This is a genomic window from Undibacterium sp. FT79W, from assembly GCF_014284215.1.
Taxonomy (GTDB): Bacteria; Pseudomonadota; Gammaproteobacteria; order Burkholderiales; family Burkholderiaceae_D; genus Undibacterium; species Undibacterium aquatile.
In genome coordinates, this window is record NZ_JACOGB010000006.1 from 358,765 (window position 1) to 381,244 (window position 22,480).

21 protein-coding genes and 4 tRNA genes are annotated in these 22,480 nt (G+C 49.3%); 19 read left to right on the forward strand and 6 right to left on the reverse strand.

The window, feature by feature from the left end:
* Window positions 1–5 precede the first annotated feature (5 nt).
* The 13 genes from H8K38_RS13025 (at window position 6) to H8K38_RS13085 (ending at window position 10,917) form a co-directional block, all read left to right on the forward strand.
* Window positions 6–2,966, forward strand: a complete 2,961-nt coding sequence (locus H8K38_RS13025) for a formate dehydrogenase subunit alpha (RefSeq protein WP_186885248.1) — start codon at window positions 6–8, stop codon at window positions 2,964–2,966.
* A 17-nt stretch (window positions 2,967–2,983) separates the two neighbouring features.
* Complete coding sequence (gene fdh3B / locus H8K38_RS13030) at window positions 2,984–3,619, forward strand: formate dehydrogenase FDH3 subunit beta (RefSeq protein ID WP_186885249.1); 636 nt, start codon at window positions 2,984–2,986, stop codon at window positions 3,617–3,619.
* A gap of 3 nt (window positions 3,620–3,622) precedes the next feature.
* A complete protein-coding gene (locus H8K38_RS13035) occupies window positions 3,623–3,856 on the forward strand; it encodes a hypothetical protein (RefSeq protein WP_186885250.1) in 234 nt (77 codons plus the stop codon).
* 14 nt (window positions 3,857–3,870) lie between these two features.
* Window positions 3,871–5,010 (forward strand): formate dehydrogenase subunit gamma, encoded by a 1,140-nt coding sequence (locus tag H8K38_RS13040; RefSeq protein WP_186885251.1) that lies wholly within the window; start codon window positions 3,871–3,873, stop codon window positions 5,008–5,010.
* 16 nt (window positions 5,011–5,026) lie between these two features.
* The gene (locus tag H8K38_RS13045) at window positions 5,027–5,395 is read left to right on the forward strand and encodes a hypothetical protein (protein WP_186885252.1); all 369 of its coding nucleotides are present in this window, start codon (window positions 5,027–5,029) and stop codon (window positions 5,393–5,395) included.
* A gap of 139 nt (window positions 5,396–5,534) precedes the next feature.
* Window positions 5,535–6,398 carry a formate dehydrogenase accessory sulfurtransferase FdhD gene (locus tag H8K38_RS13050; RefSeq protein WP_255422955.1) on the forward strand — a complete coding sequence of 288 codons (864 nt, stop codon included), beginning with the start codon at window positions 5,535–5,537 and terminating at the stop codon, window positions 6,396–6,398.
* 145 nt (window positions 6,399–6,543) lie between these two features.
* Window positions 6,544–7,944: a glutamate--tRNA ligase gene (gene gltX / locus H8K38_RS13055; protein ID WP_186885253.1), complete on the forward strand. Its 1,401-nt coding sequence runs from the start codon at window positions 6,544–6,546 to the stop codon at window positions 7,942–7,944.
* 72 nt (window positions 7,945–8,016) lie between these two features.
* A tRNA-Ala gene (locus tag H8K38_RS13060) sits at window positions 8,017–8,092 on the forward strand.
* A 48-nt stretch (window positions 8,093–8,140) separates the two neighbouring features.
* A tRNA-Glu gene (locus H8K38_RS13065) sits at window positions 8,141–8,216 on the forward strand.
* A 68-nt stretch (window positions 8,217–8,284) separates the two neighbouring features.
* A tRNA-Glu gene (locus H8K38_RS13070) sits at window positions 8,285–8,360 on the forward strand.
* A gap of 58 nt (window positions 8,361–8,418) precedes the next feature.
* Window positions 8,419–8,494: transfer RNA gene (locus tag H8K38_RS13075), tRNA-Glu, on the forward strand.
* A 409-nt stretch (window positions 8,495–8,903) separates the two neighbouring features.
* Window positions 8,904–10,505 carry a methyl-accepting chemotaxis protein gene (locus H8K38_RS18640; protein WP_186885254.1) on the forward strand — a complete coding sequence of 534 codons (1,602 nt, stop codon included), beginning with the start codon at window positions 8,904–8,906 and terminating at the stop codon, window positions 10,503–10,505.
* Window positions 10,506–10,518: 13 nt separating this feature from the next.
* A complete protein-coding gene (locus H8K38_RS13085) occupies window positions 10,519–10,917 on the forward strand; it encodes a bacteriohemerythrin (protein WP_186885255.1) in 399 nt (132 codons plus the stop codon).
* Window positions 10,918–10,994: 77 nt separating this feature from the next.
* Here the strand turns inward: H8K38_RS13085 and H8K38_RS13090 are convergent, their stop codons facing one another.
* Window positions 10,995–12,029: a sulfate ABC transporter substrate-binding protein gene (locus tag H8K38_RS13090; RefSeq protein ID WP_186885256.1), complete on the reverse strand. Its 1,035-nt coding sequence runs from the start codon at window positions 12,027–12,029 to the stop codon at window positions 10,995–10,997.
* Between the two features lie 226 nt (window positions 12,030–12,255).
* On the opposite strand from H8K38_RS13090, the gene H8K38_RS13095 reads away from it, so the two are divergent.
* From H8K38_RS13095 to H8K38_RS13110, 4 genes are all read left to right on the forward strand, one after another.
* On the forward strand, window positions 12,256–13,830 hold the full coding sequence (locus H8K38_RS13095; RefSeq protein WP_186885257.1) for a thioredoxin fold domain-containing protein: 1,575 nt from the start codon (window positions 12,256–12,258) through the stop codon (window positions 13,828–13,830).
* A 203-nt stretch (window positions 13,831–14,033) separates the two neighbouring features.
* Window positions 14,034–15,056 carry a methionine ABC transporter ATP-binding protein gene (locus H8K38_RS13100; protein ID WP_186885258.1) on the forward strand — a complete coding sequence of 341 codons (1,023 nt, stop codon included), beginning with the start codon at window positions 14,034–14,036 and terminating at the stop codon, window positions 15,054–15,056.
* Window positions 15,056–15,715 carry a methionine ABC transporter permease gene (locus H8K38_RS13105; protein WP_186885259.1) on the forward strand — a complete coding sequence of 220 codons (660 nt, stop codon included), beginning with the start codon at window positions 15,056–15,058 and terminating at the stop codon, window positions 15,713–15,715. The genes H8K38_RS13100 and H8K38_RS13105 overlap by 1 nt, the downstream gene beginning before the upstream one ends.
* Window positions 15,716–15,747: 32 nt before the next feature.
* Window positions 15,748–16,560 (forward strand): MetQ/NlpA family ABC transporter substrate-binding protein, encoded by an 813-nt coding sequence (locus H8K38_RS13110; protein ID WP_186885260.1) that lies wholly within the window; start codon window positions 15,748–15,750, stop codon window positions 16,558–16,560.
* A gap of 119 nt (window positions 16,561–16,679) precedes the next feature.
* On the opposite strand, the gene H8K38_RS13115 is transcribed toward H8K38_RS13110, so the two are convergent.
* From H8K38_RS13115 to gloB, 3 genes are all read right to left on the reverse strand, one after another.
* Window positions 16,680–17,255, reverse strand: a complete 576-nt coding sequence (locus tag H8K38_RS13115) for an elongation factor P (protein ID WP_186885261.1) — start codon at window positions 17,253–17,255, stop codon at window positions 16,680–16,682.
* Between the two features lie 126 nt (window positions 17,256–17,381).
* Window positions 17,382–18,563, reverse strand: coding sequence for an elongation factor P maturation arginine rhamnosyltransferase EarP (gene earP, locus H8K38_RS13120; protein ID WP_186885262.1), 1,182 nt, complete (start codon window positions 18,561–18,563; stop codon window positions 17,382–17,384).
* 57 nt (window positions 18,564–18,620) lie between these two features.
* Window positions 18,621–19,406 carry a hydroxyacylglutathione hydrolase gene (gene gloB / locus H8K38_RS13125; RefSeq protein ID WP_186885263.1) on the reverse strand — a complete coding sequence of 262 codons (786 nt, stop codon included), beginning with the start codon at window positions 19,404–19,406 and terminating at the stop codon, window positions 18,621–18,623.
* A gap of 8 nt (window positions 19,407–19,414) precedes the next feature.
* On the opposite strand from gloB, the gene H8K38_RS13130 reads away from it, so the two are divergent.
* Both H8K38_RS13130 and rnhA read left to right on the forward strand, forming a co-directional pair.
* Complete coding sequence (locus H8K38_RS13130; protein ID WP_186885264.1) at window positions 19,415–20,176, forward strand: class I SAM-dependent methyltransferase; 762 nt, start codon at window positions 19,415–19,417, stop codon at window positions 20,174–20,176.
* A gap of 2 nt (window positions 20,177–20,178) precedes the next feature.
* On the forward strand, window positions 20,179–20,625 hold the full coding sequence (gene rnhA, locus H8K38_RS13135; protein ID WP_186885265.1) for a ribonuclease HI: 447 nt from the start codon (window positions 20,179–20,181) through the stop codon (window positions 20,623–20,625).
* 112 nt (window positions 20,626–20,737) lie between these two features.
* Here the strand turns inward: rnhA and H8K38_RS13140 are convergent, their stop codons facing one another.
* Window positions 20,738–21,379, reverse strand: a complete 642-nt coding sequence (locus H8K38_RS13140) for a CatA-like O-acetyltransferase (RefSeq protein ID WP_186885266.1) — start codon at window positions 21,377–21,379, stop codon at window positions 20,738–20,740.
* A 164-nt stretch (window positions 21,380–21,543) separates the two neighbouring features.
* Window positions 21,544–22,479, reverse strand: a complete 936-nt coding sequence (gene tal, locus H8K38_RS13145) for a transaldolase (protein WP_186885267.1) — start codon at window positions 22,477–22,479, stop codon at window positions 21,544–21,546.
* Window position 22,480: the final 1 nt, after the last annotated feature.

Consider the following 22,480-nt stretch of genomic DNA (forward strand, 5'->3'; position numbering starts at 1 on the left):
AAGATATGTTGTTAACTCGTAAAGGTGACGCTGCGTCGCGTGCACAAACACGTTTTTCATCCGGACTTGCGGAGTCGCTCGCACGTGCACTGCCGACCATGGACAGACGTGGCTTTTTGAAACGCTCGGGTATTGGTGTTGGCGCTGGTATCGCGGCGTCGCAATTAGGGCTGATTAAAAAAGCAAAAGCTTCCGTGTCCGGTGCTGCAACTGGCGGAAAAATTGAAGTACGCCGTACTGTTTGCACGCACTGTTCCGTTGGTTGTGCAGTCGATGCCGTCGTTGAGAATGGCGTCTGGGTCAGACAAAACCCGGTCTTTGATTCACCAATCAACCTTGGCGCGCATTGCGCGAAAGGTGCTGCTTTGCGTGAGCATGGTCACGGTGAATATCGTCTGAAATACCCGATGAAACTGGTCAACGGCAAGTATCAGCGTATCAGCTGGGATCAGGCCTTGACTGAAATTGCCGACAAGCTGCTTGATATCAAAAAGACGTCTGGCCCTGATTCGACGTTCTTCGTCGGTTCATCGAAACACAATAATGAGCAGGCGATGTTGTTGCGTAAGTTTGTGTCTTTTTACGGCACAAATAATACCGATCATCAGGCGCGTATCTGTCACTCCACCACTGTTGCCGGTGTTTCGAATACCTGGGGCTACGGTGCGATGACCAATAGCTACAACGATATGCAGAATGCGAAAGCAGCGCTGTATATCGGCTCGAACGCGGCGGAAGCGCATCCGGTGTCGATGCTGCATTTGCTGCACGCCAAAGAAAACGGCTGCAAAGTGATTGTGGTTGATCCGCGTTACACGCGTACTGCGGCAAAATCAAATCAATATATCCGCATTCGTTCCGGCTCAGACATTCCGTTTTTGTACGGCATGATGTATCACATCTTCAAAAATGGCTGGGAAGATAAGCAATATATCCATGACCGTGTGTACGGCATGGAAAAAATTAAAGAAGAAGCGCTGAAGTGGACGCCGGAAAAAGTAGAAGAGGCTTGCGGCGTACCTGAAGATCAGGTTTACAAGGCGGCTGAGACAATGGCTTTGAATCGCCCATCGACAGTGGTCTGGTGCATGGGGCAGACCCAGCACACGATAGGTAATGCGATCGTGCGTGCTTCGTGTCTGCTGCAGTTGGTGCTCGGTAATATTGGTAAATCCGGTGGTGGTACGAACATTTTCCGTGGTCACGATAACGTGCAGGGCGCAACTGACGTGGGGCCGAACCCTGATTCACTGCCGGGCTATTTTGGTCTGGCAACGGGCGCCTGGAAGCACTGGTGTAATGTCTGGGGCGTCGATTACGAATGGGTCAAGAAGCAATTTGCTTCCCAAGCGATGATGGAAAAATCAGGCACGACAGTATCGCGTTGGATTGACGCTGTGCTGGAAAAGAATGAACTGATCGATCAGGAAAACAACGTCAAGGCGATGGTGTTCTGGGGGCATGCGCCGAACTCGCAGACGCGCGGCCTGGAAATGAAAAAAGCATTCGATAAGCTCGATATGCTGGTGGTGATTGATCCTTATCCATCGGCGACAGCTGCGATGGCCGCGATGAAAACGGAAGATCAGCAACTCAATCCTAAGCGCCAAGTGTACCTGTTGCCGGCCGCAACGCAGTTTGAAACATCGGGCTCGGTTACTGCGTCGAACCGTTCAATTCAATGGCGTGAAAAAGTCATTGAGCCGCTGTTTGAATCCCGCACCGACCACATGATCATGTATCAGCTGGCAGAAAAACTCGGTTTTGCCAAAGAGCTGGTGGCAAAGCTGAAAATGGTGCCGGGTAAAGGCGGCATGATGGAGCCAGAGCCAGAATCCATGTTGCAAGAGATTAATCGCGGTACCTGGACGATAGGTTATACCGGTCAATCTCCTGAGCGTTTGAAAGCGCATATGCGCAACATGCATCTGTTTGATGTGAAAACGCTCAAATGCAAAGGCGGCAAAGATCCTGTCAGTGGTTACGATATGACGGGTGATTACTTTGGTCTGCCATGGCCTTGTTACGGTACGCCAGAACTCAAACATCCGGGTTCTCCTAATTTGTATGACACCTCCAAGCATGTCATGGATGGTGGTGGCAACTTCCGTGCGAACTTCGGTGTCGAACGTGAGGGTGTCAGTTTGCTGGCAGAAGATGGTTCCCATTCTCTCGGCGCTGATATCACCACTGGCTATCCTGAATTTGACCACGTTTTACTGAAAAAGTTAGGCTGGTGGGATGATCTGACCGAGGCAGAAAAGAAAGCGGCAGAAGGTAAAAATTGGAAAACTGACTTGTCTGGTGGTATTCAGCGCGTGGTCATGAAAGTGCATGGTTGCCATCCTTTTGGTAATGCGAAGGCTCGTGCAATCGTCTGGAATTTCCCTGATCCTGTTCCTCAGCATCGTGAACCTTTGTTTGGCACACGTCCTGATCTGGTCGCGAAATATCCTACTCACGATGACAAAAAAGCGTTCTGGCGTATGCCTACGCTGTACAAGTCAGTGCAGCAGAAAAACATCGAAGCAAAACTGTACGAAAAATTCCCTATCATCCTCACTTCCGGACGTCTGGTGGAATACGAAGGTGGTGGTGAGGAAACCCGTTCCAACCCGTGGCTCGCGGAATTGCAACAGGAAAACTTTGTCGAGCTCAATCCTAAAGCGGCGGCAGACCGCGGTATCCGTAATGGTGAATATGTGATTGTTTCTACGCCGACTGGTGCGCGCATCAAAGTCAGAGCATTGGTGACACCACGTGTAGCGGAAGATACCGCGTTTATTCCTTTCCACTTCTCAGGCTGGTGGCAGGGCAAGGATATGAAAGAATTTTATCCGGAAGGTGCGATGCCTATCGTGCGCGGTGAGGCAGTGAATACCGCAACGACTTACGGCTACGATTCGGTCACGATGATGCAGGAAACCAAGACCACGATTTGTAATATCGAACGGTTCTCAGCGTAATTTCACAGGAGAAGAAAATGGCAAGAATGAAATTTATCTGTGATGCAGAGCGCTGTATCGAATGCAACAGCTGCGTAACAGCATGTAAGAACGAACATGAAGTGCCGTGGGGCGTTAATCGCCGCCGCGTGGTGACTGTCAATGACGGTGTTATTGGTCAGGAAAAATCGATTTCCGTCGCCTGTATGCATTGCTCTGACGCGCCTTGTATGGCGGTTTGTCCGGTGGATTGTTTTTACCGTACCGACGAAGGCGTGGTTTTGCACAATAAGGATATCTGCATCGGTTGCGGCTACTGTTCTTATGCCTGCCCATTTGGTGCGCCGCAGTTCCCTTCAAACGGAACCTTTGGTTTGCGCGGCAAAATGGACAAATGTACGTTCTGTTCCGGTGGGCCAGAAGAAGATGGCTCTGAAAAAGAGTTTGAAAAATATGGCCGCAATCGCCTTGCCGAAGGTAAGTTGCCTTTGTGCGCTGAGATGTGTTCGACCAAAGCGCTGCTTGGTGGCGATGGCGATGTGATCGCCGATATTTTCCGTACCCGCGTGGTCAAGCGTGGTAAGGGCAGTGAAGTCTGGGGTTGGGGTACTGCCTATGGCAAGGGAACTAATCCAGAGGCAAAGCCTGAGCTGCAGCCAGCCACGGAGAAATAAATCATGAAAAAGACAATGTTGATTATTTCAGGTTTGCTTGCGCTGATGAGTTTGTCCGCCTGTGGCGAACGTGATCAGGCAAGCACAACCAAACGTGGTCTGGTCGATGAAAAAGCATGGAAGGGCGCGCACAACGGTTTCGTTGTGAAAGAGTGGACTCCCGGCGATAAAACGGCATGGGAAAACCAGATCCGTGCTCGTAATCAATACCAGAACGAGTATGTCAAAACCAATTAATCCAAGGAGTTGACATGAGATCTTTGATTCTTTCGCTGACCTTGGCACTGACCGCGGCACTGGCATCTGCGCAGAATGCCGGGCAGGCTGCAGCACCGGCAAATGCGGCGGCAACTACGGCTCCGGCAGAAAAATTGCCAGGCGTTGAGTCGGTCGATATCCTGAAACAAAATCAGGCCGAGCGCACGCAAACACAACCCGGCAATCTGGCGCCAACATATCGTCTGGTGGCGGATGGCACCAAGCATTATTCGAGCTTGCCAGCGCTGGAGGCGGGCGTGCTGATACAGGGGAAAACGCAATTTCCCGGTCAGGCACGCGCGACGACAGCAGGTGAGGCATGGCGTCAATATCGGAATGGCCCGCTGACGATGATAGGCGGTGGCATTTTGCTGGCGGCGTTAGCCGCAGTGGCGGCGATGTATCTGATTCGCGGTCAGATTCGTCTCGATGGTCCGCGCACTGGCCGTCTGATTGAGCGTTTCACGCCGACTGAACGTACGCTGCACTGGAGTATGGCCTTGAGCTTCGTTGCTCTGGCAAGCTCCGGTATTGTGATGCTGTTCGGTAAGCACATACTGTTGCCATTCTTCGGTCTGACGCTGTTCGGCTGGCTGGCATTTTTATGCAAGAACATTCATAACTTTGTCGGCCCGATATTCACGGTGTCTATCATTCTGTTCTTTATCAAATTTGCCCGCGATAATTTGCCGTCGGCATCGGATATTAAATGGATGGCGAAATTCGGTGGGTTACTCAGTGGTGAACATGTGAGTTCGCATCGTTTCAATGCCGGTGAAAAAATAATTTTCTGGGGTGGCGTCGTTGGCCTGGGTTTGATTGTCAGTGCATCCGGCTTTGTGCTCGATAAACTGGTGCCGGGGTTCGAATACAGCCGTGCTTACATGCAGATTGCCAGTATTGTGCATATTGCTGCTGCGATGCTTGCTGCTGGTATGGTGATTGGTCATATCTATCTCGGTACGATAGGGATGGAAGGTGCTTATGAATCCATGCGTACCGGCTATGTTGACGACGTCTGGGCGAAAGAGCATCACGATCTCTGGTATGCCGATATTGAGCAAGGAAAAATTCCGCGTGTGCGCAGTACGACGGCGACAGCGGAATCCAAAGTAGCCGTGGTCAACGCCTAGTTGAGTTGGAGAAAAAATGAAATCTAAGAATTTATGGTCGGTGACATCGGTGTGCGTAGCGTTGCTGTCGGGCTTGTTTGCAACGGTCAGCTTCGCTAAATTGCCGGAACCGACACCGGAAGCAAAAGCAAAGGCGGCGGAAGCCAAAGCAAAAACAGCCTGGTCGGATAAAGTAGCGGCCTATCAGCTTTGCAAATCGCAAGACAAAGTGGCGGCGGCTTATCTGAAGGGAAAAGACGCCAAAGCGGTGGTGGCAACGCCGGCATGCACCGACCCTGGCCCTTATGTGCCGGAAGTCGCCGCAACCCCTGCTAGTGCCTCGGCTGCGTCAGCTGTTGCCGCAACAACGCCTGCAGGCAATGCGCCTGTCGTGCCGAAAAAGTAAGTTCTACCCTCGTAAAACACACATACTCCCCCCTTAAAATGGCATTTCACCCTTAATCTCCTTGTAGATATTGGGCTGCCAGATATACTCCGGGGGAGTATATTTTCACCGATTTATGCCCTCCTGGCCGGAAAAAATAATGCCTGACTCTCCGTATATGCCAGAGCTGTCCAGATCCTCAGTCGCGCTGACCAAAGAAGTGCAGGTCACCGATGAGCGTGGTCGCGTTAATCTGATCTCCATTCCTGCAGAGCGCCCATTAACTGTTTATCTTGATAAGCGTGAATTGGTGACGCTGATGACCATGGGTGGCAACCCGGAAGCATTGGTACTTGGCTACCTGCGCAATCAACGTCTGCTGCGCCAGATCACCGATATCGCTTCGGTACAGGTGGATTGGGAAGTGTCTGCGGCCGCGGTCGTCACGCATACCGGTGTGACTGACATTGAAGAGCGGACTTCAAAGCGTGTTGTGACCACGGGTTGTGGTCAGGGCACCGTGTTTGGTGGTCTGATGGATGAGGTTGATCAGATTGTGTTGCCGGACCATGCCCGTATTCGCCAGTCCGCACTGTATAAAATCATCGATACCATCCGTACCCAGCAGTCGGTATATAAAAAAGCCGGCTCGGTTCACGGCTGCGCTTTATTTTCAAATCAGGGTGAACTGTTATATTTTGTTGAAGATGTCGGTCGTCACAACGCCGTTGATGCGATCGCTGGAAAAATGTGGCTGGATCGCGTTAATGGTGGCGACAAAATTTTTTACAGTACCGGTCGCCTGACATCTGAAATGGTGATAAAAGGGGCGCAGATGGGCATTCCCATTTTATTGTCGCGCTCAGGTACTACCGAGATGGGGCATCAGGTCGCATCGCAGATAGGCATGAGCCTGTTTTCCCGTTGCACAGGGCGACATTTTCTGTTGCTGACGCATCCGCAGCGTCTTGAGTTCGAGCCAGAGTTGTTTGCTGAAACAACGCCAGCTTCGGTTTCTGTCTGACGCTCACTTTCTTCAGCTTTTTACAGTGCAGGCGTAGTCGGTATCCTCGCCGCGCTGAAAACGGTAAAATGCTGGTTTTAACTTTACCCGCATACTGGTGTTGCTTCTGCTACAGGCTGACGCAGCACGCGGTGCAATTCATCTCATGACTGTCGTTCGTACCCGTTTTGCTCCCAGCCCGACTGGCTATCTTCACGTTGGCGGTGCCCGTACCGCTTTGTTTAGCTGGGCGTTTGCGCGCCATCATGGCGGCACATTTGTTTTACGTATTGAAGATACCGATCTTGAACGCTCCACCCCGGAAGCGGTGCAAGCGATTCTGGATGGTATGAACTGGCTGGGTTTGCAGCATGATGAAGGCCCGTTTTATCAGATGCAGCGTATGGAACGTTATCGTTCAGTGCTGGCGGAAATGCTGGCTAATGGCAGTGCCTATCATTGCTATTCCTCACCTGAGGAAGTCGAGGCGATGCGCGAGCGTCAACGTGCTGCCGGCGATAAGCCGCGTTACGACGGTACATGGCGCCCGGAAGCCGGCAAAACGCTGCCAGCGGTACCTGCAGATCGTAAGCCAGTGATCCGTTTTAAGAATCCTCTGGATGGCGACGTTAGCTGGCACGATGTCGTCAAGGGGACGATCACGATCAGCAATAAAGAGTTGGACGATCTGGTCATTGCGCGTCCGGATGGCACGCCAACTTACAATTTCTGCGTCGCGGTGGATGACTGGGATATGCAGATTACCCACGTGATTCGTGGTGACGACCACGTGAATAACACGCCGCGTCAGATCAATATTCTGAATGCGCTTGGCGCGACGCTGCCGCAATACGGGCATGTGCCTATGATCTTGGGCACGGATGGTCAAAAGCTGTCCAAACGCCGCGATGCGGTCAGCGTGATGGATTATTTCGACAAAGGTTATCTGCCCGAGGCGATGCTGAACTATCTTGCCCGTCTGGGCTGGAGTCACGGCGACGATGAATTGTTCTCTATGGAGCAGATGTGCAGCTGGTTTGATCTGACCCATTTATCCGGTTCTGCGGCGCAATTTAATCCTGAAAAATTGGCCTGGATTAATAACCACTACATCAAAGCTGCTGATAATCAGCGTCTTGCCGATTTAATCCGTGCGCAGATGGAAAAAGATGGCGCCGTATTCACCGACGCGCCAGCCTTACCTGCAGTGATTGCTTTGCTGAAAGAGCGCGCGAATACGACGGTGGAACTGGGGCAGGCGGCCATGCTGTTTTATCGTCAGCCAGCGGCGGATGCTGCTTTGCTGACGCAACATGTGACTGCTGCAGTGATGCCAGCATTGCGCCAATACGCAGAAGCTTGCAAAACAGTCGAATGGAATAAAGCCGCTTTGTCTGCTGCACTGAAGCAGGTGCTGGCAGATCATACGTTGAAGATGCCGCAACTCGCGATGCCATTACGTCTGCTGTTAACCGGGCAGTTGCAGACGCCATCAATTGATGCGGTTGTCGAATTGTTTGGTCGCGAAGTTGTTTTGCAGCGCCTTGCTGTGATTGCTGCTGATTAATCGATAGCGAGAGCGGGTGAGGGCTTTACAATAAAGCGTTCATCCCCTATAATCTCGCTTCTATTCTGTGTCGGGGGTATAGCTCAGCTGGGAGAGCGCTTGCATGGCATGCAAGAGGTCAGCGGTTCGATCCCGCTTACCTCCACCAAAAAAGTGCACTGCCATTAGGCAGTATGCGAAACAGAAAATACTTGCTGTCCCCATCGTCTAGAGGCCTAGGACATCACCCTTTCACGGTGAGTACAGGGGTTCGAATCCCCTTGGGGACGCCAATAAATTTAGTATGTTTATTGTGGGCAGCAAGTAAAGCAGTATCAGGTCAGTAACCAGGACAGAATATGTCCCCATCGTCTAGAGGCCTAGGACATCACCCTTTCACGGTGAGTACAGGGGTTCGAATCCCCTTGGGGACGCCAGCTTTAAATCCACTTCCGGTTGTCAGGTAAGTGCAGGTCAGTAACAAGGACAGAATATGTCCCCATCGTCTAGAGGCCTAGGACATCACCCTTTCACGGTGAGTACAGGGGTTCGAATCCCCTTGGGGACGCCAGGTAAAAGCCAGCTTAATTTATTAAGCTGGCTTTTTTTATTGTGATGTCGGTTTTGCTCGTTGAAGTCGGGATACATTCATGAGCTGCATTATTCTTGTGTTCTGCCTTATCACTCAATGAAAAATTATCGGTAAGGCAGCGCGCCCCAGTTCGCATATTGGTAAGCAATACAGCGAGACCCTCTTCATCTGATTTAAGCTGCATGATGTTGCCGCTTGCTCACCTGCGCATAGCCATGTTTACTGTGGGTGAAAATCTCCATCTTGATAAAACAATCTCTGCGTAGTTCGATGAATTGTCTGGAGTAGTTCTATTGATGTATATCATGCGCAATCTCGCCCCATTAAAATCGCCTGTGTAGTATTGAGAGTTTTGCCGTGAAGCTATCTGGAAAAAAGGAGATGAGCGATGCACGCATTTGCAAATTTAAAGATAGGCGTTCGTTTGTCGATCGGTTTTGGTATTTTGATTTTAATGACGCTGGGCATGGGTGGCACAGGGCTGCAACGTTTCGCAGAAGTGAATGCCGTGAACAGCAGAATCATTGAAAAGGATTGGGTAAAAGCCGAGGCAGCGAATGTCATTAACGCCACTACCCGGGCCAATGCGCGGAATACGATGGAGCTTCTGATTGCGGATGACGCCACTCAGGCCGGCAGAGTCAAGCAATCGATTGAGGCGAATAAGCAGGTCATCAGTGCTGCCTTAGACACTCTGAAACAGCTGATTTATTTACCTGAAGGTCAGGCCTTGCTGGCGACCTTGACCGAACGACGGACAGCGTATGTCGCTTCGTTTTCAAAAGTGCTGAAACAGATAGATGCCGGAGACAAAACCGGCGCAATTCAGACGATGAACAGCGAGACATTACCGGCATTGGATGCATTGCAAGAACCTATCGTTGCCCTGACAAATTTACAGAAAAAAATTGTTGTTAACAGTAGTGGGGAAGTGCGGGATCGTATTGCCTCGGCCACTGCATTGCTGATTGTGCTGACTATCGCAGGTTTATTCGTTGGTGTCGGGCTGACGTGGTTTATTTCGCGCTCAATTACGCGACCACTCAGTGAGGCAGTGCATATTGCCCGTACCGTTGCTTCGGGTGATTTGACGACGAAAGCGCAGATCACCACGAAAGATGAGTGTGGTCAGTTATTGCAGTCCATGCAGGAAATGAACGACAGCCTTGTGCACATCGTAAATCAGGTGCGCGGCGGTACAGACTTGATGGCTGCCGCCACACATGAAATCGCAGACGGCAATATGGAACTTTCCTCTCGTACCGAAGAGCAAGCCAGCGCACTTGAGCAAACTGCGGCCTCGATGGAGCAACTGGCATCAGCGGTGAGAGATAACTTTGAGTCGGGCATGCATGCCAACCGGCTTGCCGAATCAGCGGCTCAGGTCGCTGCTAAAGGTGGTGCCGTCGTCGGTGAAGTTGTGCAGACGATGGAAGCAATCAATGTTTCCTCGCGCAAGATTGCGGACATTATCGGCGTCATTGATGGTATTGCGTTCCAGACTAATATACTGGCGCTCAACGCGGCAGTTGAGGCCGCCCGCGCGGGTGAGCAGGGGCGCGGCTTTGCGGTTGTGGCATCCGAGGTTCGTTCGCTTGCCGGGCGATCTGCGAATGCCGCGAAGGAAATCAAAACGCTGATTTCTGATTCGGTAGGTAATGTGAGTGATGGTTGCCGACTGGTGGAGCAGGCAGGTAGCACCATGGATGAGATCGTGGTACACGTGCGTCGTGTGGCGGATCTGATGGGAGAAATTACGACCGCAAGTAAAGAGCAGACGACTGGCATTGAACAGGTGAATCAAGCGGTCGCTCAAATGGATACGGTAACGCAGCAAAATGCCGCATTAGTAGAAGAGGCCGCGGCCGCAACCCAGTCTCTGGATCATCAGGCAAACTCTCTGGTGCAGGCTGTCAGTATTTTTAAGTTAGGTACGACAAATTCATCAATTGGTTTCTCACGCGCTTCGCCTGCGTTACTCAACGTTTAATCTGGATACGGACATGGCATATTTTGAGTGGGCCGACGACATGGTGATCGATAACGGGCCGATTGATGAAGATCACAAAAAACTAGTCAATCTGGTCAATGAGTTGCATACAGCGACCAGTGTCGGGCGCGGTCAGGAAGTAATTGAGGCAATCATGAGTGAACTGATCACCTACACAAAAGATCATCTTCTTCGTGAAGAGCAAGCGATGGCGACACTGAAATTTCCAAATCTGGAGCGGCACAAAGAGGGACATCATCAATTTACGGAACGACTGAATAAATTACAGAGCCAGTACGAAGCGGGAAGCATTACCGTAGCATCGCAGCTTTCGTCTGTTTTACGGGATTGGTTGTCTTTGCATATCCGCCGCTCCGATAAGGAAATTAAAGTGTATCTGCAAAAGAAGTGACACTTTTCACCCGCATTTCATCAATAAAAAAAAGCCCTGTTTGTATCAACAGGGCTTTTTTACATGGCGAGTGTTATTTATTTTTTGGCTTGATATAGTTTGTCGAATTCACCGCCATCGTCAAAATGCTTTTTCTGTGCTTGTTTCCAGCCACCGAAAACTTCATCGACAGTGAAGAGATTGATCGCTTTGAAGTTGGCTGCATATTTTTTAGATGCGACTTCCGAGCGCGGGCGGAAGAAGTGTTTGGCGGCAATTTCCTGTCCTTGTTCACTGTACAAAAATTGCAGATACGCTGTTGCTACTTTGCGTGTGCCGAGTTTATCAACAACTTTATCGACAACGGCGACCGGTGATTCTGCGAGTATCGATGTTTTCGGATAAACGACATCGTAGTTGTCGCCAAATTCCTGCTTGACCAGTTGCACTTCATTCTCAAAAGTAACTAAGACGTCACCGATTTCCCTTTGCGTAAAAGTAGTGGTCGCGCCGCGTCCACCGGCATCGAGTACCGGAACATTTTTAAACAGACGATCAACCAATTGTCGCGCTTGTGCTTCGTTACCCCCGCTCTTAATAACCGAGCCCCACGCAGCGAGGTAGGAATAGCGTCCGTTGCCGGAAGTCTTGGGATTGGGAATGATCACTTTGACGCCAGGTTTGCCAAGATCATCCCAACTGGCGATGCGTTTTGGATTCCCTTTGCGCGTCAGGAACACCATGGTCGAATAAAATGGCGCAGAGTTGTTTGGGAATGATTTCGCCCAGTCTTGCGGAACCAGACCTTTCTCCGCAAGGATATCGATATCGTTTGCCTGATTCATCGTGACTACTGATGCTGCCAGACCGTCGATAACAGAGCGTGCCTGCTTGCTGGAGCCGCCATGTGACTGATTAATCGTGATGGATTCTCCGGATTTCTTTTTCCATTCCGCGACGAAAGCCGGATTCACTTCTTTGAATAATTCACGCGTGACATCATAAGACGCATTCAGCAGCGGCTCGGCAGCCTGAGCAGTGAGCGAGGGGGCAAGCAGGCTGGCACCAATCAGTGCAACGATACCGACAATGCTTAAGCGACGTTGCGCTTGCAAACCTGAGTTTGTTTTCATGTGCGATCTCCCAAATATAAGTTACCGCTATCTTCCATAAATTAAGCGCAGAAGGAAACGATAGTATTCTTCTTTACTTAGATGAAAAATGCATTTATCGAATATGAAACAATAATTTTTCTGTATATCGTTGCGTGAAAACAATCTAAGTGATGTGCTCCAGAAGGCGTATTCGCAGACATAATTTTGCTACACTCAATCCCTTGTTTGTATTTTTACTTACTCTATGAAAACAAATGCTTCTTTCTCTGCGAGCCTGCTGGTAACGCTGCTAGTGGGTACGTTGGCTGCACCGTTGGCCGTCGCGCTGGATAAAACTGCGAGTGCTTCTGCACATGCTACGCAAGCGGGTGGTATCGAATGGCGCAAAGATAATAATGTGGATGCGGCTTTCGCCTTAGCAAAGTCTACCAATAAACCGTTATTTCTTTACTGGGGAGCGGTCTGGTGCCCGCCCTGCAATCAAGTCAAGGCAACGATATTCAATCGTCAGGAATTCATTGATAAGTCACGGCATTTCATTCCTGTGTATCTGGATGGCGATAGCCCGGGGGCGCAGAAATTTGCGGCGCAATTCAAAGTGCGTGGTTACCCGACGATGATATTGTTCAAGCCGGATGGAACTGAAATTACCCGCTTGCCAGGCGAGGTCGATTCTGAGCGCTATCTGCAGGTGCTGACGCTGGCATTGAATACCTCTGCATCGGTGGCTGATTCCTTAAAGCTGGCTTTAGCGGGGAATAAGTCGCTGAAGCAGGATGACTGGAGCCTGTTGGCGGATTATTCATGGGATGATCCTCAGCAAAAGCTGGTGAACAACAAAGATTTGCCAGCGACGTTATTGCGTTTGTCCGAGTTAAGTCCAGCTGGATTAAATGCAACGCGTCTGTATTTGAAAGCCTTATTTGCGGCTGCCAATGCCAGACCCGGGCAGACAGTTCCTGCCATTGACAAACAGCAGGCCACTGAGCGCTTAATCAAGTCACTTGCAGATGCGAAAGTTGCACGTGACAACCTTGATCTTGTCGCTGGTTCGGCGGCGGAGCTGACGGAATTTTTAACTTCCGCAAAATCAGAGCAGCGTGGCAAACTCACTGCGGCATGGAATGTCGCCCTGAGTAAGCTCGCTGACGATAACAGCATATCGAAAACAGACAGACTGAGCGCCATCATTGCGCAGATCGCGCTGGCTAAGCTTGATAATGCTAAACCGTCGGCAGCCTTGCAAAAAGACGTGCAGAAGCGTGTGTCGCAAATCGAGCAGGCTACTAGCGACGCGTATGAGCGGCAATCGGTGGTCAGTTCCGCTGCCTATGCATTAGGAAATGTGGATTTGCTGGATGCATCGGATACCTTGCTGAAAGCAGAATTAAAACGCTCGCATTCGCCGTATTATTTCATGTCAACCTTGGGCTCGAACGCGAAGAAGCGTGGCGATAAAGTGGCTGCAGTGAATTGGTATGAACAGGCATATAACGCAGCAAAAGGGCCTGCAACCCGCTTGCAATGGGGTTCGAATTATGTGGTCGGTCTGATCGAACTGACGCCAGAAGACGATGCGCGTATTGAAAAAGCAGTTTCAGGTGTCTTTGCTGAATTGTCGAAAACAGAAAATGCTTTTTATCAGCGCAATCATGCTTATCTTGAAAAAATGGGCAAGAAATTAGGCGAGTGGAACAAAGATAGAAAGCACCAGGTGACTTTCCAGAAAGTGCATGCACAGCTAGATAGTATATGTGCAAAATTACCAGCAAACGGTGGCCAGAAGGCGACTTGTCAGGGTGTCTTGTCGAAATCCTGATTCTCATTAATCGAAGAAAAAATGCGGCTGAGGCCGCATTTTTTTTTGCCCCGACAATCATGAATGAGATTTTCTGAAGTGCTGGATGCACGCATTGCATCGCTTATACGAATTTTTGTATATACAAGTTACTTTATATGATTGGAACGAATTTGGTATCTTCGATAAAATCCATCATTCGTTATTTATTGGTTTGAGATTCAGTGATTCATATTGAGCAATTAGAAAAGCATTATCAGGTTGGCGGGCGTGAAGTACATGCGCTACGCAACATACATCTGACTGTTCGCAAGGGGCAGATTTTCGGCATCATCGGACGCTCAGGAGCCGGTAAAAGTACTTTGCTGAGAGCGTTGAATTTACTTGAGCGCCCAAGCAGCGGCAAGGTTCTGATTGAAGGTGAAGACATCACCCGGTTTAATTCAGAACAGTTGCACAGCTTGCGGCAACGTATCGGCATGGTGTTTCAACATTTTAATTTGTTGAACGCAAAAACTATTGCTGAAAATATAGATTTCCCTCTCAAGCTCGCCGGTACTTACAGTAAAGATGCGCGTCAGCAGCGCGTCGATGAGTTACTGGAATTGGTCGGACTGAGTGATCAGCGGCATAAATTTCCATCGCAATTGTCGGGTGGGCAAAAGCAACGGGTAGGTATTGCCCGTGCGCTGGCAAATTACCCTCATCTTTTGTTGTGTGACGAGGCAACGTCAGCACTTGACCCTGAAACGACGCAGGCGATTCTGCGCTTGCTGTCAGACATCAACCAGAAACTGGGATTGACGATCGTGCTGATCACGCATGAGATGCAGGTGATACGCACAATCTGCGATCAGGTTGCGGTGATCGACGCTGGCGAGATTGTTGAGAGTGGCGATGTCGCCGATGTATTCCTGCATCCACAGCATGCGGTAACGCAAAGTCTGGTCGCAGAAAATCAGGCGCTTGATCTCGACCTGTTGCAGAAAATTCAGCGTCATGAAAACAGCCAGTTGCTGCGTCTGACCTATGTCGGCGCGGCGACGCATGAACCGATACTGAGTCGTATCGCAGCGCAGACTAAAGCGGATATCACGATTTTGCAGGGAACAATTTCCCGCATCAAGAACACGCCGTATGGCCAACTGTTAGTGGAATTGTCGGGAGCGCCGGATCAAATTGCGGTGGTATTGAATTTGTTGCGGGACCTCGATGTGCGTACAGAAATCATTGAAGGAGCGCACTGATGGATTTTTCAAACATAGACTGGGAAGACATCGCACAGGCGACACTGGATACCTTGACGATGACGGGTTTCTCTTTATTTTTTACGGTGCTACTGGGTTTGCCTTTGGGTGTATTGCTATTCCTTACCGGTAAAAATCAGCTGTTAGAGCAACGCGGTATTTATGCGTTGTTATCGTTTGTGGTGAATATTCTTCGCTCGGTTCCTTTCATTATTTTGCTGATTGTCCTGATTCCGTTCACCTTGTTGCTGGTGGGTACATCACTGGGTGTCGCGGGCACTATTCCTCCGCTGGTCATCGGGACGACGCCTTTTTTTGCGCGTCTGGTAGAAAACGTTTTACGTGAAGTGGATCGCGGCATTATTGAAGCTTGTCAGGCGATGGGAGCGAAAACGCATCAGATCATTATTCACGCCTTGCTACCTGAAGCCTTGCCTGGCCTGCTGGCGGCGGGAACTGTAACGACAATCGCCCTGGTGTCGTATGCCGCGATGTCTGGTGTGATAGGCGGCGGTGGCCTTGGTGATCTGGCGCTGCGTTTTGGATATCAACGATTTCAGACGGACGTCATGGTCGTAACGGTAACGATACTGATAGTGCTGGTGCAGTTATTACAATTCTTCGGAGACAAGTTGGTGTTGCGATTTACCCGTAAGTAATTTCATTTATATAAATTTAAGGATAATAAATTATGGCTCTCTCTTTTAAACGTCACTTAGCTAGCTTGTTGGCAAGCACTTTCAGCGCAGCAGCTTTGCTTGCTTCCGGCGCAGCATCTGCTGCTGATACCTTGACTATCGCAGCAACGCCGGTTCCGCACGCGGAAATTCTTGAGTTTGTGAAGCCACTTCTGGCGAAAGAAGGTGTGGACTTAAAAATCAAAGTATTCACTGATTATGTTCAGCCTGCTGTTCAGGTCAACGAAAAACATCTGGATGGAAATTTCTTTTTGCATCAGCCCTATCTGAATGAATTTAAAAAGAGCCATAAAAACGATATCGAAGTGCCCGTCGCTAAAGTGCACGTTGAGCCATTCGCGGCCTATTCTTCTAAATACAAAAAAGTAGCGGATATTCCGAATGGTGCGACTGTTGCTATTCCAAATGACCCGTCAAATTCGGGGCGTGCTTTGTTGTTACTGGCGAAACAGGGACTGTTGAAATTAAAAGATCCAAGTAATATTTCTTCAACCAAAAAAGATATTATTGAGAATCCGAAAAATCTGAAATTCAAAGAACTGGAAGCGGCAACCTTGCCACGCGTTTTGAACCAGGTTGATCTGGCATTGATCAATACAAATTACGCTATCGAAGCAAAGCTGAATCCGGTGAAAGATTCTTTGTTCATTGAAGATGCCAATTCTCCGTACGCAAATTTGCTGGTGGCACGTGACGATAATAAAAGCAGCCCGGCATTTAAAAAGCTGATTGCAGCTGTGAATTCTCCTGAAGTGAAGAAATTCATTGAAGAAAAATACAAAGGTGCTGTTGTTCCTGCATTCTGATTTGTTGCCTCCACTTCCTCGTTCACATGCTTAAATTGGTCGGACGAGGATGCTGAAGTCAGTTAAAGCAGGCGAAAAAAAAGCTACTCAGTGAGTAGCTTTTTTTGATTCTGATGAAATCAGTTGCGAACGATACGTTTGTATTCGTTTGTGCGTGTATCGATCTCGATCACGTCATCCTGGCTGACGAACAGCGGCACTTGTACGGTATGTTGATGCGCTTCGATCGCATTTTCGATCTTCGCTTCTTTCAATACGTTACCGGAAGTATTGCCTTTAACTGCAGGCTCAGAGTACACAACCTGACGTGCAATCGTTGTTGGCAATTCAACAGAGATCGCTTTGCCATCATAGAAAACAGCTTCGCATTCCATGCCGTCTTTCAGGTAATGCAATGCATCGCCCAGATTTTCTTCTTCGATTTCATACTGTTCGTAGTCAGCATCCATGAATACAAACAATGGATCAGCGAAGTAAGAATAAGTTACTGGCTTTTTGTCGAGGACAACAACGTCAAATTTGTCATCGCCACGGAAAACACTTTCCTGTGGGCTGTTTGTCAGAAGATTTTTCATCTTCCATTTGTAGGTGAAGCCTGTGCGGCTTGAACCGTTGACATCAGAGCGCAAGACGATCATAGGCTTGCTATCGACCATAATAATGTTGCCAACACGAATTTCTTTTGCAGGTTTCATAGCGAATAATTATAAAAAGTAGGTTGCATAAAAATCATCTGTCGCCTACTGGCAGAACGCCCCGCAAGCCCGTTTGATTCAATTTGAAAAACACATTAAAAATTAACCGCGTATTTTACCTTATTTTTATTCATTATTTACACTTTGCTGATGAACTGTGTGAGCAAACTTCAGTAAATTTGATGTCATATCGCCATTGGCAATCAGTTGCTGCTGCCATTGCAATGCCAGATCAGTCATTTGTTGCATGTCTGCTGCCAATGCATGCCATACGGTCTCCCACTGAATAGGGGGGAGCGTCACAGCATTCCAGGCGAGCATCATCGCCGCAAGCTTGTTGCTATTAACTCCGTAACATTGCAAGAACGCGTTCAGCTTTACATGATGCAAATTTTCATCTTGCGGATAGATATGCCAGATAAATGGTTTGCCTGCCCATTGCGCACGGACAAACGAATCTTCTCCGCGGACAAAATTCAGATCGCACGCCCACAGCAGTTTGTCATAGTCAGGTTGCGGTACAAACGGCAGTACGCGTATGGTCAGTGCACCGATCGTGGTAACGCTGCCAGCAGTTGCGGGTTTGCCTGTGAACGCCTTAACCGCTTCCTCAGCAACACCTTCCGGCACCAGGCAGGTGATGGGCGTTGCATTATTTTTCCATGCATCAAACAAGGCGGCTGCCGGGGCATGTGGGTAGCAGAAAAGTGAAACCTTCAGCGAGTTAATTTCGTCTGTGGTTAATCCTAAGCCGGAGAGAAACGCAGTGATTGCCGCCGGGTCTGATATAAATTGCTGACGCTGCTGCTCTAATTCTGACTCTATCAGGAGTCCGCCGGTTTTGCTGTTAAATCCTGGGAAGAAAAAATATTTTGTGAGTGGCAGTGAGCCGTGAGGCGATGACAGCGTATGGCAGCCTTCCACCCATGCTTCCGCACTTAAACCTTCCAGATTCAGCCATACCGCACGAGGCTGCCGTTGCGCCATCGCCTGAATGTAGGAGGGTGGAATGTCGCAGGCAAAAAATTCAATGACGATGTCGCTGACATCTTCCGGCGTAAATGTACCGTTCTGGTCGCGCCAGTGATGTACGGTGACTCCGGCGACGTTCTGCGTATCGATATTCAGTTTTACGTCAGGACAAATCCGCTGAAAGCTGCGCAGATCATCTACCCACAAGTGGACGTTGATGTGATGTTCGCGCTCCAGTTGTCTTGCCAGACGCCAGCAGATACCGATGTCGCCGTAGTTGTCGACGACCTTGCAAAATAAGGTCAGGGATTTTAAGGATTGAACTTGTTCAGACATGAAAAAATCAGTAACGTTGTTGAAGCCGTGCTGAGGGCCAGATGCGGCTTCTCGATATTATCGGTAATTGTTTTTCCACTCGCGCAAGGCGGCAAAAGTGGAAGCATCATCTTGATGTGCAGATATTTTTCCTGCACTTAGCAGTCGTGCAATAACAGCAGGTTCGCGGCTGCGCAAAAATGGATTGCTGTGCTTTTCCAGTCCTATCTGTCCCGGCACTGTCGGTATACCTTCATCTCTTTTGCGTTGCTCGCGGAGTAAACGTTCTGCGATGGCCTGATTATCGGGTTCAACTTCTTTGGCAAAGCGCAAATTAGACAGCGTGTATTCATGCGCGCAATAGACCGCCGTATCGTCGGGCAGGGCAGCAAGTTTATCAAGTGAAGACAACATTTGTGCGGGCGTTCCTTCAAACACGCGCCCGCAACCACCGGCGAAGAGTGTATCGCCGGAAAATAACCAGTGCTGCGCTGATGCAAAATAGGCGATATGCCCCAGCGTGTGACCCGGTACCGCGATCACTTGCAGCGTCCAGCTCATCTCAGGGATATCAACGATGTCGCCTTCTGCTAAGGGATGGCTGACCGCCTGAATACCATCATTTACAGGGCCATATACTGGCACGTTAAAGTGCTGCAATAACGCCGGAACGCCGCCGATATGATCACTATGATGATGCGTCAGTAAAATGGCTGACAATGTCAGTTGATGTGCTTCAAGCGTCTTTAAGATAGGGGCCGCATCTCCGGGGTCTACGACTGCCGCATGTTTGCCGTCGTGGATGACCCACAGATAATTGTCGTCAAAAGCGGGCACAGTCAATATACTCAGAGAATTCGTCATAGACACGTATGGAAGCTGTGGAAAAGAACATTATAGACCTCGATACCTGGCTGGAGTTACCTGCGGGACGGTATATTCGCGACTGGGAAGAAGCCTTGCTGGCGAAGATCACGGTCGATATATTCGGTTTTAATGCGTTGCAGATCGGCTTGCCGCAGATTAACGCACTGGCGGCGAGTCGTATGCCGCATCGATGGTGTTCAAATCCGGATTTAACGAATCTGACGGAAGAAAGTGCGAGCCGGGTCGTGGTGACGCATGATTTTTCTGAACTGCCTTTTGAAACGCAGAGCATAGACCTCATCGTTTTGCCGCATGTACTGGAATTTGCTGCGGAGCCGCATCAGATGTTGCGCGAAGTAGAACGGGTGTTGATTCCTGAAGGCAGGTTGATCGTGACGGGTTTCAATCAGACCAGTTTGTGGGGCGCAAGACAATTTGTCGGGCGGCTGAATAAAAACTATTATCTGCCGCATGACGGTGAGTTCATCAACCCGGCCCGTTTGAAAGACTGGCTGAAATTATTAAATATGGAAATCGGGCAAGTTCATTTCGGCTGTTACGCGCCGTCTTGCCATACTGAAAAATGGTTGCATCGTTTTCAATTCATGGAAAAAGCCGGACAACGATGGTGGCCGTATTTCGGCTCAGTCTACGTCATGCAGGCAATTAAACGGGTGCGGGGCATGCGCATGATAGGGCCTGCATTGAAGCAGAAGCGTGTTGTACGCGGTGCCGCCATTCCGGTCGCAAATAAAGCAAAAAAATAAATATGGATAAGATAGAAATTTATACAGATGGTGCTTGTAAGGGCAATCCTGGTGTCGGTGGTTGGGGTGCCCTGTTGGTTGCAGGAACGAAAGAAAAAGAGTTATTCGGCGGTGAACGGGAAACCACTAATAACCGCATGGAGTTGATGGCGGTAATCCGCGCGCTGGGTGCACTGAAGCGACCATGTCATATCGTTTTACATACTGATAGTCAGTATGTGTTGAAGGGAATTACAGAGTGGATTACTGGCTGGAAAGCCAAAGGCTGGAAAACGGCATCTAAGGCCCCGGTCAAGAATGTCGATCTCTGGCAGGAACTTGATGCGGCACAGTTGACGCATCAGATTGAATGGCGCTGGGTGCGTGGGCATACAGGCCACCCAGGCAATGAACGCGCTGATCAGTTAGCCAATCGCGGCGTTGATCTGGTCTTATCTGGCGGGGCTTGAGGGTATTTCACCTTCAAACTATTCTATGCTGCAGTGTTGACGCTGGTGTTGGTGGGGGCTGGCTTGTGCCTTGCCAGCCCGCATGGAATATAGGCTGTGGGGCATGCCAGAATTATGCTTCTGGTAGTTCGTTCATGCTCTGTTGCAGTCGGCTCAGAAATTGATGGATGTGGTAAGCATCAACCAGTCCGTGGTGAACGAAGCTGGCGACAGGTAACTGCATTTTTCCATCTTGCAGATGACATTTTCCTGCTGATATTTTCGGTACGCTATCCATGCCATCATGACGGCGTGCATGCGTGATACCTGTAAAATTAATCCACGGCATCGCAGAAAAATGAATGGCATCATTGCGTTTGCATTCATCGGTAAAGCACAGACCTGTGTCATTTTTTACTTTGACCATCGCACTGTTCGCATCTGTTGAAAATACGGAAAAATCCTCGTGAAACTGTATCGGGCAAAAGCCAAAGGTGTTATCTGCGCGGCTGATGGTGGCATTCGCGTGTATCCGCGCATATTCAACGACCAGACCATCTTCGATGCGATAGCGCATTGCCTCGGTATCATTGATCGCCTGTAAAACGCGGTGCAGATAAAACAGAAAGAAAGACGTTTTTGTTTGCTTGCAATATTGATAGGCGGCGTCACAGTCTATATTGGCGACGATGCCGTGAAATGGCTCGTCGCATTGGGAAAAGAAAGCAAAGTGTTCGCGTCGGTTCCAGCTTGTCAGATTAATGACTTTTTTCATACGGATGTCGATATAAAAACAGGGATAGAAAATTCTATCCCTGCGATGGTTTTGTTGCTGTGCTGCAGATCAAAAATGAACAACAGCGCTACCGCAATTGTTTAGCAATCGTGCAGCCGTTGTGCGTGCAATGTGATTGAATACGCTGACGTGTTCAGTGACACTTATTTTAGTGCTGCAATCATTTGTTCCAGCTTTACTGTATCTGTGCAGAACGCACGTATGCCTTCCGCGAGTTTTTCGGTTGCCATCGCGTCTTCGTTAAGCTGGAAGCGGAATATTTTTTCATTCATACTGACTTTTTCCAGATCAGAAGAGGCTGCCGCTTCTGCGCTCAGCTTTTGTGTGATTACCGAGTTGGTATCAGCAAGCTTTTGCAGTAAATCCGGGCTGATCGTCAATAAGTCGCAACCCGCCAGTTCGAGAATTTGCGAGGTGTTGCGGAAGCTGGCACCCATGACTTCGGTTTTGTAGCCAAATTTGCGATAGTAAGTGTAGATTTTTTTGACGGATAACACGCCTGGATCATCAGCGCCAAATATTTCCTGACCGGTTTTTGCTTTGTACCAGTCGTAGATACGCCCGACAAATGGTGAAATCAGTTGCGCGCCAGCTTCTGCACAGGCAATCGCTTGTGCCAGTGAAAACAGCAGGGTCATATTGCAGCGGATGCCTTCTTTCTCGAGTATTTCTGCGGCGCGTATGCCTTCCCAGGTTGAGGCAATTTTAATCAATACGCGTTCGCGTGATACGCCAGCGGCTTCATACATCGCGATTAACTGGCGGCCTTTAGCGACGGTTGCTTCGGTGTCAAAAGAGAGGCGGGCATCGGTTTCAGTTGAAACACGACCGGGAATTTCGTTCAGAATTTGCAGGCCGAAGGCGATTAGCAGATGATCGATCGTCTCATCGATGGATTTGCCTGCAGTATCTTTGACTGCTTTTTCCAGCAAGTGTTTATATTCTGTTTTTTGAACAGCCTTCAGAATCAGCGATGGATTCGTGGTGGCATCGCGCGGTGTGTAGGCCTTGATTGCCTGAAAATCGCCGGTATCGGCAACGACAGTCGTATATTGCTTCAGTTGTTCTAATTGATTCATA